Annotated in this window: 12 protein-coding genes; 6 read left to right on the top strand and 6 right to left on the bottom strand. The window is 44.5% G+C overall.

Annotated elements, in window-relative coordinates; all coding sequences use genetic code 11:
- Positions 1-60 precede the first annotated feature (60 nt).
- A complete protein-coding gene (locus BDE36_RS12395) occupies positions 61-2,271 on the top strand; it encodes a TlpA family protein disulfide reductase (protein WP_141815113.1) in 2,211 nt (736 codons plus the stop codon).
- A 25-nt stretch (positions 2,272-2,296) separates the two neighbouring features.
- A complete protein-coding gene (locus BDE36_RS12390) occupies positions 2,297-2,926 on the top strand; it encodes a hypothetical protein (protein WP_141815112.1) in 630 nt (209 codons plus the stop codon).
- Between the two features lie 76 nt (positions 2,927-3,002).
- Here the strand turns inward: BDE36_RS12390 and BDE36_RS12385 are convergent, their stop codons facing one another.
- The 4 genes from BDE36_RS12385 to BDE36_RS12370 all read right to left on the bottom strand — a co-directional run bounded on the left by BDE36_RS12385 (position 3,003) and on the right by BDE36_RS12370 (position 8,739).
- A complete protein-coding gene (locus tag BDE36_RS12385; RefSeq protein WP_141815111.1) occupies positions 3,003-4,685 on the bottom strand; it encodes a RagB/SusD family nutrient uptake outer membrane protein in 1,683 nt (560 codons plus the stop codon).
- 191 nt (positions 4,686-4,876) lie between these two features.
- Complete coding sequence (locus BDE36_RS12380) at positions 4,877-5,929, bottom strand: TonB-dependent receptor domain-containing protein (RefSeq protein ID WP_235904506.1); 1,053 nt, start codon at positions 5,927-5,929, stop codon at positions 4,877-4,879.
- Positions 5,930-6,052: 123 nt separating this feature from the next.
- Complete coding sequence (locus BDE36_RS12375) at positions 6,053-6,781, bottom strand: hypothetical protein (protein ID WP_141815109.1); 729 nt, start codon at positions 6,779-6,781, stop codon at positions 6,053-6,055.
- 5 nt (positions 6,782-6,786) lie between these two features.
- Positions 6,787-8,739: an LTA synthase family protein gene (locus BDE36_RS12370; protein WP_141815108.1), complete on the bottom strand. Its 1,953-nt coding sequence runs from the start codon at positions 8,737-8,739 to the stop codon at positions 6,787-6,789.
- 158 nt (positions 8,740-8,897) lie between these two features.
- Here BDE36_RS12370 and BDE36_RS12365 point away from each other — a divergent pair, with 158 nt between their 5' ends.
- Positions 8,898-9,707 (top strand): CPBP family intramembrane glutamic endopeptidase, encoded by an 810-nt coding sequence (locus BDE36_RS12365; protein ID WP_161987619.1) that lies wholly within the window; start codon positions 8,898-8,900, stop codon positions 9,705-9,707.
- Here BDE36_RS12365 and BDE36_RS12360 read toward each other — a convergent pair.
- Together BDE36_RS12360 and BDE36_RS12355 are read right to left on the bottom strand one after the other, a co-directional pair.
- Positions 9,688-10,389 carry a LytR/AlgR family response regulator transcription factor gene (locus BDE36_RS12360; protein WP_141815106.1) on the bottom strand — a complete coding sequence of 234 codons (702 nt, stop codon included), beginning with the start codon at positions 10,387-10,389 and terminating at the stop codon, positions 9,688-9,690. The two genes, BDE36_RS12365 and BDE36_RS12360, sit on opposite strands and share 20 nt — an antisense overlap.
- Positions 10,386-11,498 carry a sensor histidine kinase gene (locus BDE36_RS12355; protein WP_141815105.1) on the bottom strand — a complete coding sequence of 371 codons (1,113 nt, stop codon included), beginning with the start codon at positions 11,496-11,498 and terminating at the stop codon, positions 10,386-10,388. Before BDE36_RS12355 ends, BDE36_RS12360 begins: the two co-directional genes overlap by 4 nt.
- A 198-nt stretch (positions 11,499-11,696) precedes the next feature.
- On the opposite strand from BDE36_RS12355, the gene BDE36_RS12350 reads away from it, so the two are divergent.
- The 3 genes from BDE36_RS12350 to BDE36_RS12340 all read left to right on the top strand — a co-directional run bounded on the left by BDE36_RS12350 (position 11,697) and on the right by BDE36_RS12340 (position 14,879).
- Positions 11,697-12,305: a Crp/Fnr family transcriptional regulator gene (locus BDE36_RS12350; protein WP_141815104.1), complete on the top strand. Its 609-nt coding sequence runs from the start codon at positions 11,697-11,699 to the stop codon at positions 12,303-12,305.
- A gap of 115 nt (positions 12,306-12,420) precedes the next feature.
- The gene (locus BDE36_RS12345) at positions 12,421-13,755 is read left to right on the top strand and encodes a TolC family protein (protein ID WP_235904505.1); all 1,335 of its coding nucleotides are present in this window, start codon (positions 12,421-12,423) and stop codon (positions 13,753-13,755) included.
- A gap of 17 nt (positions 13,756-13,772) precedes the next feature.
- On the top strand, positions 13,773-14,879 hold the full coding sequence (locus tag BDE36_RS12340) for an efflux RND transporter periplasmic adaptor subunit (protein WP_141815102.1): 1,107 nt from the start codon (positions 13,773-13,775) through the stop codon (positions 14,877-14,879).
- Positions 14,880-14,881 lie beyond the last annotated feature (2 nt).

The raw sequence follows: 14,881 nt of genomic DNA, 5'->3' as shown, positions 1-14,881 counted from the left end.
AATTTATATTTACCAAACCTTTAACATAGTGAAACTTGAACCCCTAACCAAATAAAAACCATGCGAAAAACGATCATTATCCTTGTCTCGCTTGTTCTGCTCTCCCATCTTTCTTTTGCCCGGAAGGTAATCCTGAATCCTTCGTACGAATTCAGAACAACTGGCATCAGCGAAATTTCAAGAATTGAGATTAAAAAGAACGAAACAAAGCTATGGATTCATTGTACTTTCCTCCCGAAATTATGGATTAAGTTTAATAAACAGACATATATAAAAGATGCCGTCAGCGGCGAAAAGCTGTTTGTGAAAAATATAGAAAATGGCGAAATCGATAAGGAGATGTACATGCCGGCTTCCGGCGATTCAACCTTTGTGCTGGTATTTCCCGCCCTTCCCCGCACTTCAGGGTCGATAGATTATGGCGAGGGAGAAAAAACACTCATCTACGGAGTATCCTTAAAGTCGCGGAAAACACCCGGAACCCGTTTGGATACCATTCCGGCAAGCGTAGCGAAATGGATTGACGCAGAGCTCGCTAAAGCCAAAACGAAAACGCCTGTTGATTATTCATCACCCGATTTTTTTAACAGGGACACAGCCAGATTGGTGGGCTATATCAAAGGATACGACCGTAGGGCCGGATTTTCAACAGGAATAATATATGCCTCCAATGTACTGACACGTGAGGATTTCCCCACGGTGATCACCATCCATGAGGACGGCCGCTTCGAGTCGAATATACCAATGTGTCATCCCAAGCATGGTTACCTCACATTCGGCGACAATTGGATCGGTTTCTATATAGAACCCGGGCGGAGCCTTTCAATGATCTTAAACTGGGAGGATTTTCTCACAGCAGACAGGTTGAGAAATGTAAGGTACACATTTAAGGATATTACGTTCGGAGGTCCGTTGGCAGCAATCAACGAAGATCTGCTATCTGTACCGACGGCCAATACTGACTATGATGTCCTCGAAAAATCAGTAAAGACCTTATCACCAGCCGACTTTAAGGCCAGCCAATTACATTTCTGGAGCGATTGCGAAGCACAACTTGAGCGGGAACTTAAAGGGAAGAATATTACGCCTCAGGCGGAAAAGATCCTGCGTAATGAAGTAATGGTTGAGAACGCATCGTTTTTATTCAATTATATAATGGAAAGGGAATACTGGGCCAGGGAAGACACAACAAATAACATACTTAAGATTGAAGCAGGAATCGATTATTACGATTTCATGAAGAGACTTCCCCTTAACGATCCTTTACTGCTGATCACTCAAAATTTCTCTACGTTCATTAACCGGTTTGAATTCGCCGAACCATTTTCGGGCGTTTACAAAATTCAGCACATCTCTTCACCAAAGAAATCCTTTCAGGAATATCTGTTTAAAGAGCTTAGGCTAAAACAAACCGAGAATGATAAAAGCTATCTGAAACTCAAAAACGAAAGCAATCATAAGATGTCGCAGGCTTCAACAAAAGAGGAACGTGATGAGTTGATGAAGAGCCTCGAAGAAAAGGGCAAGGCGTTCTATGCTAAATACAACAAGCAGTTCGATAACTACAAGAATAAGTATTTAAAACCGACGGAAAACTCTTCGCTCAAGTGGGCGAAAGACAGCTGGTCATACAAAGACTCCATCTTAAAAGCCGATTTCAAACTCCAGCCAGCACTCGTCTATGACATTGCAAAGGTTCGTTCGTTAAAATCCACATTTAAGAGCGCAATGGATAAGGACGCAGTCCGCACGTTCCTGACATCTTTTGAAAACGGGATATCGCATCCTTTTTTAGCTTCGGAGGCCGAACGTCTGTTCAATGAAGAATATCCGTCCGTTCCAAAGACGGCTTATGATCTGCCCGAAGGAAGGGCAGCTGACATCTTCCGGAAGATTATTGAGCCGCATAAAGGCAAAATCCTTATTGTCGATTTCTGGGGAATATTTTGCGGCCCCTGTATTGCAGGTATCAAACACCATAAAGAGAACCGGAAAAAATATAAAAACAACGGTTCATTTGATTTCATTTTCATCACGTCGGACAACGAGTCCCCGCTCGACAGGTACACCGAATTTGTTAAAGAACAGGACCTCGCAAACACCTACCGTATATCTTCGGACGACTATCAGTATTTAAGGCAGTTGTTTAAGTTTAACGGCATTCCCCATTACGTACTGATTGGAAAAGATGGCAAGGTAATTAACGACGATTTCGCAATGCACAATTTCGAGTACGAGATACAAAAATACATCGTGCAGAAAAATATGTAAAATATTTGGTCTAATCAGATATATCATGAAACCATTGCTTACCTTTCTTATCCTCACAGTTTTCATAAATTCATATGTTATCGCGCAGTCAGTAATTGTCAATCCGGATGGCACTCACTCCACTGTGATAAATAACGGCAGCACCTCGGTCATTGTCAATCCTGACGGCACTCACTCTACATTAATCAACAATGAAAATACCCCTGCCTCTACAAATTCAGGCAGTATATCTCTTGCTGCTGCCGGTAATATCTGGAGCGCAGGGGAACAAATGATTGCCAAATTGAAAAAGACAGCTCCAAAGCACGACGGCGTATCGCTAAGATCCTATTCTTTTCAGGATATTGATAATGACGGCGTATATGAGTTGCTTGAAAAAATGAACCGGATTGAAGAAACATCCGCGGGGCTTCTGAATATCGAGCTTTCCCCCGCGTTTGAATTTGTTAAGATATACAAGTTTAAGAATGGCAGATTCACCGAATGCCTTACCGGATGTGCGGATTATTTTTCGACCAGAGTTTACCATTATCAGTTCTGGAAAAAGCAGATATCAAATCCAGTAAATCTAACGGCAGACTCAAAGGCACTTATAAAAAGCAATAAAACCTTATTTATCAACGAGCTGGACAGATTAATACAAGAGATGAAGTAAAGCCCTCCTGTAGGTTCAAAAGTAAAGAGGGTGCTCCAGAATGCACCCTCTTTGACTTTACCTGGTTTCTGTTAAATCAGTAACCAGGATTCTGTTGCAAATTATTATTGCCCGAAATGGCCCTTGTGGGCACAGGAAACCGCTTCAGGTGCTCAGAGGCAGTGGCTTTGTGATCCCACCAATTTTCCGTAGTGAACATATTCCAACGCAGCAGGTCGGTGCGCCTGCGCCCCTCTCCCAGGAATTCGATGCTCCACTCATCGATAAAGCGATATTTATCAAAAGTAGCCGGCTGAACAGGATTAGGATCAGCACCATTAACAAAGTTGCGGCGTCTTACGGTATTGATCAGCTCTGCGGCCCCGGTCACGTCGCCTCTGCGCCATTTACATTCTGCTAACATATAATAGATCTCTGTAAGGCGGATTACAGGATTATCCGCACCCCAGCGGAGCGTGTTGTCGGCTAAAGTAGGAATGGGCACCTTAACAAGACGAACACCAGTATTCTCCTCTCCCTCCGACATTTTAGATGGAAGCTGCGTTATAGAACTGTATTTTTTTCCAGGCCCCACTTCCGAAAAGCGTCCTACCTGATCGCGAAATGAGAGCGGTCTGTCTTTATATTCCTCACCGCCTCTAATAACACCGCCATCCGGCTTGCGTTGTGCTCCGATAAGAAACATACCTTCATAATTGCCACCTCCCAGATACCGGTAAGGACTTTTCCGAAGGTCGCCGTTGCTGAACTTTTCAAAAGGCGAGCCTAGCTTCCATTCGTTCTGGTAGAGTGTAGAGTCTGGGCGGCGAGAGGGCGTAAGATGAGCTCCATTATTGGCTCCCATATCCTGTCCGAAATACTCGCGGCTGTTATAATGATAAAAACTACTGTAGAACCAGTCGTACTGAAGCTTATTGAACTCCGACGGAATCGACCAGATGACTTCTCTGGATCGGTCGTTCCTGAATGAATGCGGGCCGTACCAGACCGCATCCAGCTCGTATGGTCCATATTTACCGTCGATGATGTCCTGCGATAGTTGCTGGCATTCCTGGAACATCGGGCGCCCGACATAGACTTCGGCATTGAAATAAAGTTCCGCGAGCATGGCGGCAGCAGCGGCCTGTGTCAGCTCACCTACCGCACGTTCATCTGCATCCTCTTTTTTCGGTAACTTCTCGATAGCCGTCTTCAGTAATTGTTCAATATGAGCAAATGTTTCCTGATCTGTATTGCGGGGTAAATTTTCACCTTCGAGGCTATTAAATATCGGCAAGCCTCCAAAAAAATCGAGCCCGCGCATATAGAAGAAAGCAATCAGAGTATTCAGCTGGTTTAGGTGCGCCTGCTGGTCTTCTGCTGTTAATGCAAATTTGGTATAGTCGAGCTTCTCAAGATCGCTTCGCGCGTCGAGGGCCAGCGCTATCCCCATCAACGTTCCGCTCCAACTTCCCCATATCCAGCCGTCGTCAGGCGTCCACGTATGGTAATGATAACGTTCGTTCTCACCGCCATTGTACCAGTGCGGCCCTTTAGTGGTGATAGCAAAGTTATCCGCTGTGTGTTCCTGCAAATTCCAGCGGTCTTCGCCAACATACCAGCGGGCATGTGTAAAGGGACGGTTCAACGCGGCCAGTATGTCTTTTTCACTTTTGAAGAATGTTTCTGGAGTAACCTGGCTATAGAACTCCTGATCGAGTTTGGTACAACTTCCAAGTATGAGCAGCGGAAGGAATATATATATTAAAAGCTTTTTCATCTTTATCCATTTTTGTTGTTAAAAACTTGCCTGTAAACCGAACATGAATGTGCGGGTCTTCGGATAAACATCCAGCCTTTCAAAACCCGGAGTCAGCCCGTTAATATTAACTTCAGGATCCAGACCACTGTACTTTGTAAACACGAAAAGGTCCCTTCCTGCTGTATAGACTCGAATGTTCCTGAACGGACCTATCCATTTTTTTTAAAGGTATAACCGAGGCTGATAGCGTCCACTTTCAGAAAATCTCCCTTTTCGAGCCAGTAATCGCTCAGCTGCTTTTCTTTTGCGTTCCGAAGGTCCCCAAGAGCGCTTTTCAAAACGTTCCTGCCGTTAATATTGGGAATACCATAGTACATGTTCACCATATTGAAAACATCATATCCCAGCCAGCTGCGCAGGTATACACCGGCATCCCAGTTCTTATAGGCAACGGTGTGGTTCCAGGAAAGCTGTATTTTCGGGATCGCATTTCCAAGAAAGCGTTTATCCTCCAACTTTTTATCGCTCGAGGGAATCACCTCGTTATTCTTATTATACAGCAGCCAGTCGCCATTTTCGGTAAAACCAGCAAATTTCCAGATATAGAATTGCCCGATGGCCTCGCCTGCGTAGAGCCGTACCGCGTTACCCGGAGAGCCGGGTGCAGGGAAATTCATCTCATCCTGAAAGGTCTGACTGCCATAGAGTGTACGCAATGTTGATTTATTATGTGCGGCAACAATGGAAGTGCTATATGTCCAGTTGGTGGTTTTGATGGCATTATAGTTCAGCTCAAACTCTAGTCCTTCATTTTCCATACTGCCTACGTTCAGGGTTGTTTTATCATAAATGTATGGCGGTTGCGAAACGCTGATGTCGTAGATCAGGTCGTCGATCACTCTTTTATAGTAGTCAAACCGACCACTTAGTTTATTATTCAGGATGGCGAAGTCTATACCCGCATTATACTCTTTTTTCACTTCCCACTTAATGCCCCTATTCTGATTATGCTTTACGCCAAATGTGCGATTCCAATCTCCATCAAAGAGCCACCATGTATCGGCCGAGTACATCCGGGTGGATACTTCGGCGCCGAAACCCTCGTTACCGGTTTCTCCGTAACCAGCTCTGATCTTAATATCGTTAATAAAACTGATGTCCTTCATAAACGGCTCCTGGCTCAGTCGCCACCCGAGCGAGATTCCCGGAAAAGAGCCCCATCTGTATTCAGGTGAAAACTTGGAGGAACCTTCATATCGCAAATTAGCAGTAACAATATAGCGGTCTTTGAACGAATAATTAACACGGCCGAAGAAAGCGGCTAGTTTTACCCATGGATTTTTCCATGACCCGAGCCCCGCTCTTCCATCAACAAGCTGAGTGCCCTAACCCATATCATGCTCCTGGAGTCCATCAACCGGAAAGTCCGAATTCTCCGCCGAGAATCCCTGACCATTAAAGTCCTGATAACTATACCCGGCAACTGCATTGACCTGATGGTCGTCGAAGCGCTTCCTATAGCCGACAGTCCACTCGAAAATACGGTCGTCCCAGCGTTTATATTCCTGTTTTGCATAACCGTCTGTATCTTGCTCCCGTGAAACGCGGTGCTGTGCCGACCGGAAAAAGCGGGGATGTTCCGTATTATTCTTTATACCAAACATGGTAGAGGTATACAGGTCTTTCGTGATGTTCAGCTTTACCGTAGCGTTGGCAAGCAGGTAACGGTACTGGTTTTCCTTTTTCCGGAGCATCACTTCGGCCAGTGGATTCCATGTTTCGAAGCCCCCTGTAAGTACGTTATATCCACTGGGATCGGAGGCATTGTATGGTGAAATCGTAGGGTCGAGACCTATGGCGATGTTGTAGATACTGTTGTTTTCATCCCTGAAATTGCCAGGAGCGCTGTTTCCGGGAAAATCAGCATTTACCTGGTTATAACTTACATTGGTAGTCAGCTCAATCAGGTTGTCGAAAAACTTAAAATTACTGTTCAGCCTTCCTCCTATTTCACCCCGTTCTGAACCGATGGAGATCCCTTTCGCATCCCGCTTAAAAAATGTGGTATGCTGGAAGGATTTTCTTAATTCATTCCATGCGGCACCCTGGTCCATTGATCCTATTCGCGCAAACCTCCGTGCTTAAATAGGTCATAAGCCGTTTCGTAATACGCGATCGCCTTGTCAGTAAACATTTCAGGCAAACGTTTAGGCAATTGCTCATTGCCCGCTTTGTTATAGAGGAAGGTTTCCGTCTTTTGCTGTGGCCCAAGAACTACCAGGCTGTCTCCTTTCAAATAAGCTAGTTTCTGATATGTACCCAACAAAGCACGGGGCTGATAGGACTGCTCAAAAACATTCTGTCCGAACATGTTGCTTTCATATCTCCAGCCAAGTAAGCCAAATAAAGTTGGATAAATATCGATTTGAGAACACATGTCGCTGAAAACCCCTTTCTGCTTTCCCGGCAGGTTTAAGATGATGCATGGAATATGATATTTGCTGATGTCAATTTCATTCTTACCGGCACTCTTAGCACAATGATCAGCAACTATCAGTACGACGGTATTTTTATACCAAGGCTTCATTCCCAGCTTTTTAAGAAATTCACCTATTGCATAATCTGTATAGCGGACGGCTCCTTCCCTGCTACCTTGCTTCAGGGCTATCTTTCCGTAAGGGAATGTATAAGGGCGGTGGTTCGATGTGGTCATCACAAAATTATAAAAAGGCCTTCCCGCTTTATAATCTGCATCCGCTCCCCGGATCACGGCATCCAGCAGATCCTCGTCGCATATTCCCCAGGCATTCTCAAAATGCACCTGGCTGTCTTTAATAATTATCCGCCTGGTATGATAAGTATCCCCCAGACCAACGTTTCTTCCCCGGTCTGTTATATTAAAACCGTTACTGCCAAAGTATTGGTTCATGTTGTCAAAATAACCATCTCCTCCATAATAAAATGTCCGGCTGTATCCATGCTTTTCAAAAATATGCCCTACGGTGTTCAGATTACCATTTCCCTGGCGCCTTACGATGCTGTTGCCGGGTGTCGGCGGAACAGATAAAGAAAGCGCCTCCATTCCCCGCACCGTCCGGGTGCCGGTAGCATACATATTACTGAACAGGAGATTTTGATCGGCCAGCGAATCCAATACCGGAGTAAGATTCTGAGTATTGCCAAAATGCGACATAAAATCGGCGCTAAGGCTCTCAACGGTAATCATAATCACGTTCGGCTTATACATAGGCCCGGCGTTCTTAACGAGTCTCCTGATAGAATTTCCACTCTTGAGAAATGTATCGTCGGGCGTTTTTAATTCGTTGCGAATGAGTTTATAAGCCTTATCAGTAGGGAGCCTGACGTAAAAATCATTATAACTAAGCTCATTATTCTTAAAAGCCGCGAAAAAAGAATAAATGCCAGCTTTCGAGAGCTCATTTTCATAACGGTTACTGCCCCACTCGGCATCTGCATTGCTTAACAGAAATGGATAAGCAACTGCTAAACAAAGCAATATCCCCGATGTAGCTAATCGTTGATTAACAGAAGGAACGGAATGAAAAGTATATGAAAAAGTCTTTATTCGGGAGAATAAAAGAATTACCAGTACGACCAGTGCCAGCACCCCTCCAATTAATAAAGGAAGGGGATATGACTCGTTAATGTTGTTAACAACCTCATAAGTATAAATGAGGTAATCCACAGCGATAAAATTAAACCTGCTTTCAAACTCTTCCCAGAATGTAATTTCGGCAAAGAACGAAAAGAAAACGATCAGCAAGGTAAGAGCCAACCCCAAACAGGTAATTATTTTGTTTATAAGGGTATTTCCCCAGTTGGCAGGCAGAACCAACAGATATACATTATAAAGGGCAGTCAGAAACAGAGAAACTCCAAAATCATAAAAGAAGCCGAAAAGATAAATATGCAGCAAACTAAAAAGTGTGAAATCAACCTTATGAATGGAGACTAAAAGCAAACCCGTGCGGATCAGAAAAGAAATTAAAACAAACAGCGCAATAAAGGCGAACGATACACTGTATCTCCCCTTTTGTAGGTTATGAAACATTCTCTGTATTTATAAGGCAAGAATAAGTTTGAATTCTGTGGAAATTCTGAACACAAGCTTAGTTTGTAACAAAACTAATTTCGCAGGAAATAATCCGCTCCTGGTCGATGTTTTTTCTGAAGATCCGGATTAAAACGCTCTTTAGAAAAAAAAACACTATGAAACTAATAATGCAACCGGGCACTGCCGGGCTAAAAGTATTAACCTACTTTCTAATTATGTGGCTGGCCACCTTTATCGCCGGCATTATTCCATGGCTAAACAGCCTTTTCTATTTTTGGGGAGTATCACTTCTAATCAGCTGGTTATTGCTGCGTAGTGATCATTTGAATCTCTCATCGCTCAACTGTATTCCTCAAAACAGAAAACACTGGAGGCAACTATTTGCAGGAGTATTTTCCGGCTGCCTGATGCTGATTGTAACGGCAATCATTACACTAACTCTTACCCGGGCAAGCTGGCACTACAATCAAAACCCAGGCATCGTAAACATCCTGATTACCTTTATGATGTGTGCCAGCTCTGCCTATATACAGGAATTTGTATTCAGAGGATACCCTTTCCAAACACTCTTAAGAAGGTATGGCCCCTGGCCGGCACAAATACTAATTGCTATACCATTTGCTTTAATGCATATAAACCGTTCCATGTCGCTTCAGGACGTAGCTCCGGTAATGCTGACAACCGGACTAGGCTCCCTGCTATTCGGACTCGCATACATCAAAACAAGAAACCTCATGCTGCCGGTGGGCTTACATCTGGGCTGGAATTTTGCCCAGGCATTAATTCCGCGCACAGCGAACACGGATTCAAAAGTGCTGATCACAGTAGTAAGCGACCCCGGCAATTACAGTTTCTTCACAATCATTTTGCCCTACCTGCTCATCTTTACCATAGGATGCATCTTCCTGGGCTTAACCAATTTCGAAAAAAAAGAAACCGGAAGTCTTACAAATGAAGTTTCTTAAAAAGCAGTTCGCGGTAATTAGCACCTATGGGTATCTCCTGGTTATTTAATTCGATGATGTTTCCCTTAAGGGCCTGTATTTTCTTCAGGTTCACTATATAGGAACGATGTACTCTGAAAAAAATATTCTGAGGCAGTAAATCTTCCAGCATCTTCAGATGAAAACTAACCAGGAGACGCTTATCGTCCAGGTAAACAGAACAGAAATCACGTTCAGCCTGGACATAATTAATGTCGCTGTGATTGACCCGAATCAACCTGATGCCTTGTTTCATAAAAATATAATCGGGAGGCTCCTGTGTTTCTGCATGAGCAGGAACATACCCCGATAAACGATCCATTACTTTTTGAACTGCCTGATAGAAACGTTCAAACACAATTGGTTTCAATAAATAATCAACCGAGTTCAGTTCGAAACCTTCAACAGCATATTTTGAATAAGCGGTTGTAAAAACAACAAGGGGCGGCTTTCTCAGCGAACGCAGAAATTCGGTGCCGCTGATAACCGGCATCTGAATATCCAGAAAAATCAGGTCGACAGCGTATTCGTGGAGTACATCATAGGCTTCAGCGGCATTCATACAGCTCTTTACCAATGTAAGTTCCGGGATTCGGCCGATGTAGGTTTCCAGCATATCTCTGGCGATAGGTTCATCATCAACCACCATGCATTTTATGTTCATACTAAATCGATCGTTAAATTTGCCGAATAATCTGTTTGCGATACCGAACTTTCATACCAGTACCTATCGGGATAGCATAACGCCAGTCTTTTTTCGAGGTTCTTTAAACCAATACCTCCCCTATGAATGCTAACCCTCTGTTGGTCAATATTGTTATCAACGGTAAAGCGCAGTCTGCCGTTTAACACATCCAGAAAAATGCTAATATACGAGCCAGGCTCGTCCGGACTGAACTTAAACGCATTTTCGATAAGCGGGATCAGCAACAACGGCGCTATTTCGTAATCCCCTTCATCGATGCGGCAGTCGAAAACCACTTTTGTAAAGTTTAGCCTTACTTTCTCCAGTTCGATATAATCATTAATCAGTTTCACTTCTTTTGCAAGCGGCAGGCTATCTCCGTTTGAATCGTATAAAATATACCGGAGTAACTCCGAGAGCCTCGACACCAGGTTTGCCGACCGCTCTTTTTCGCCGCTCAAAATCAATCCATATATATTATTCATCGTATTGAATAAAAAGTGCGGATTCAACTGAGCTTTCAGGAAATTAAATTCAAGCTGAATATTCTCCTTCGCAAGCTTCAGGCTTTCAATACTGCTGCGATATGCATTCAGCACAGCTTTAATACATAAGGGAACAAATAGCACCAAAATTAAAGAAAACGGGCTTCCAAAACTAAGGACACGCTTCAACACAATATTGGAGATATCCGAACAAATCAAGCTATAATAGCCAGGTTGATTTTTGGCCATAGTCGCCATGCAGTCCCCACAGGCATTTAGTATTATGCGCTCCAGCACAGTATCGGCTGTCGTATAAACGATCAGGAGTGTAATAAGTACAACAAAAGCTCTAAAGTACTTTCTTTTTCTTAACAGCCGGGGCCATACGAAAGTAACCAATACATAGTAAAAGGCCGCTATCAATGCGATGGCGGATATGCTGAGCAGGGCAACGATGCCAACAGGAAAACCGCTGTAAACATTAAAAGAAATCAGTGTGAGATAAAATCGCAGTAAAAAGAGCAGCCCCCAGAAAAGAAGGTGCAGAGAGATCCGCAGCAACATCCTGGGATATAACAGATAAGCGATCTTATTTATAGTCATAAGTAAATTTGCTATTTTGTGTTTATTAAGTCAACAAAAAACGACGAACACATCAAAAAACACCCGCAAGCATCCTGAAAGGGTTGTCCAACGGTGTACCGCCTGCCTGCCCGGGCCACCGTCAGGATGGATCAGATCGGCTAAGTAAATTTCCAGATTCCTTTGGTATTATTTAGCTTAGTGCTAATTATAGTAAAGATGAGCAACTTACTTTTTACTGATCCCCGCCTGCAGGAAGAAATTAAAAACAATACGCGAACAAAGCTGATCAGCAAGGATACTACATTTCTTCTGCCTGGTGATCATATTGTTTTTATTCCAATTGTGCTAAAAGGAGTACTTCGTATCGTACGGGAAGATGAAGAAGGAAGAGAAGTATTTTTGTATCACCTCTACCCTTCCGAAACCTGTGCCATGGCAATAAACTGTTGCCAGGCCGGAAAGAAAAGTATGGTGAAGGCCATTGCCGAAGACGACACCGAACTGCTGCTGGTGCCCGTTAAAATGATTGAGGACTGGTTCAAATATCCCGAATGGAGAATGTTTATCAACAACACCTACAGCACCCGGTTCGAAGAGCTGATCCGGGTTATTGATCTCGTTTCCTTCAGCAATCTCGACCAGCAAATTCTTCACTATCTCGAAAAAAGATGTACAGCGGCGGGCAGCAGCACCTTAACCATTACCCACCAGCAAATTGCCGACGAATTGCATACCCATAGAGAGGCTGTAAGCAGGCTTCTGCGTACCATGGAAGAAAAGAAAATGGTACGACTGGGCCGCAATAGTATTGAACTGCTGAACTAAATTCAAAAAAAAACGCCTTATCCAACAAATGTTCCAGACGGCGCCTTTGTGATTCCTGATTTTTGTCATGCTTCCCGATACAAACGGGGATTTAATGATAAAATCAGTGAAACACATGACAACAAATCAATTATCCGTTTTTCTTCTGTCGTTCGGCCTGTTGCCCTTTACTTTTTTGAACGCACAGCAGGCGCCAGAGACGATGAGCCTGAACGATGCTGTTGCCATCGCTCTGAAAAACAACCGCGATATTCAGGTAGCTGAACTTGACGAAAAGATTGCCAGAGCGCGTTACCAACAGACCAGCGCCATATTTCTTCCTCAGGCAGCGATTTCCTATTCGGCTCTTACAACAAATAATCCCCTGAATGCTTTCGGGTTTAAACTCCAGCAGCGGACAATCACGCAAAATGACTTTAATCCCGACCAGCTAAATCATCCATCGGCAACCAGCGATTTCTCCGCCAAACTCGAAGTGCAGCAACCGCTGATCAATCCCGATCTGATCTGGCAGCGTAAAGCGGCAAAAAATGAGGCAGAGCTTTACGAATATAAAAAGATACGGACCAGAGAATATCTTGAGTTCCAGGTAAAGAATGCCTACCACCAACTTCAGCTTGCTGCCGAAGCTGGTGACGTTTTAGAGGAAGCTTTGAACACCGCACGTGCCATTCATACTTTTACCGGCAACCGGCTAAAACAGGGGCTTCTGCAGAAATCAGACTTGCTGAATGTCAAGGTAACTGTTTCGGCGATCGAAAGTGACCTTGCTTCTGCCAAAAGCGGTATCCGGAACGCATCTGACCTTCTCAGCCTGCTGCTTAACAAACCTTTGGGTGTAGTGTATCGCACTGAAAAGCTTCAACAGAACGCTCCCATTGCCAGTAAAGACGAAAGCCTGCAGGTTCCTTCAGGGAGGGCCGATCTTCTGGCTATGCAAAAAGCAATTGAAGCGTCGGGAAATGGCATAAAATCCACCCGGCTGAGCTGGCTTCCGAAACTGAATGCATTTGGAAATTACCAGCTGAACGACCAGACTTTTGCCGGAAGCGGCGCAACCTCCTGGCTTGCCGGTATCCAGCTGTCCTGGAATATCTTCAGCGGCAACAAAACCAGAAATCTTGTAAATCAGCAAAAGCTGGAACGCAACAAGTTAGTAGTGCAGTTTGATGCGCAGAAAGAGCAGGCGCAGATGGAACTTGACAAAACTTACCGCGATCTTTCAGACAGCATGTTTAAGACAGAACAGGCGAAAGCCGCCGTAGAGCATGCCGCAGAAGCGCTCCGCATCCTGAAGAACAGGTATGAACAGGGCCTTGCCAACACCACAGATGTTCTGGCAGCTCAAACACAACTTTCCCAGCAGAAGCTATCCCTGGTCCAGGCCACATTTCTCAGCAATATAGCTGCAGAACGACTTCATTTCTTAACCAGTTCAGCAAACAAATAAATCAATCCTGATAAATCATGAAACTACGTTTTTTCCATTCAGCAATAATCACTGCAACGGCAGGAATCCTGGTATTCAGCGCCTGTTCGTCAGGAGACCAACCTGCACAAACATCAGAGGTCAAGGCAATTACCGTAAAAACAGCGCTCCCTTCACAGGGTAACAAAGAAGGCGTTACAGCAAGCGGGCAGCTTCAGTCATCGCGCAGCGCCGATATCAGTACCCGTGTGATGGGCTATATCACAGCCATTCACGTTAAAGCAGGCGACAGAGTTACAAAAGGCCAGTTGCTGGTAAGTATCAGCAACGAAGATATCCTTGCAAAAAAAGCTCAGACGGAGGCCGCCATTGCAGAAGCCAGTGCAGCTTATCAAAATGCAGCGAAAGACTTTCAGCGTTATAATGCACTTTACAAAGAGCAGAGCGCATCCGCAAAAGAACTCGACAACATTTCGCTGCAGTACGCTTCAGCCGGCGCACGACTAAAGGCAGCAAAGCAAATGAAGAATGAAGCACAAGCGATGCTTGCCTATACCAATCTCCGCGCGCCTTTCTCGGGCGTGGTAACGAGAAAACTAGCCGATGCGGGAAACATGGCCAGTCCGGGCTTACCCCTTCTCACCATCGAGCAACAGGGAGAATTCGAAGTAACCGCTGCGATACCAGAAACGGAAATAACAAAGTTAAAAACCGGCCAGCAGGCAAAGATGAGTATTAAATCGGGAGGAAAAACTTTTACCGGGGTTATCCGCGAAATCAATCAGTCATCCGCATCCACCGGCGGGCAGTACCTCATTAAGATCACTGTTCCGGCCAATGAAAAGAAAGGGCTGTATTCAGGAATGTATGTCAATGTGTTCATCCCCATAGCCCGCGAAACCGGCAGCGTAACGAACGAGGGCAGTATCCTTGTTCCTTTAAAAAGTATAGTCATGAGGGACCAGATGACCGGCATCTATACGGTTAGCAACAGTAGCCAGGCAGTACTGAGATGGGTAAGGCTCGGCAAACAGTATAACGGCGAGGCAGAAGTACTTTCAGGCCTCGGCAAAGACGAAAAGTTCATTCTTGAAGCTCAGGGCCGCCTCTACAACGGAGTCCCCGTGAAAGAATCAAATCAATAAAC

The sequence above is a fragment of the Arcticibacter tournemirensis genome (assembly GCF_006716645.1).
GTDB classification, from domain to species: Bacteria; Bacteroidota; Bacteroidia; order Sphingobacteriales; family Sphingobacteriaceae; genus Arcticibacter; species Arcticibacter tournemirensis.
This window is presented reverse-complemented; position numbering and strand designations above follow the sequence as displayed.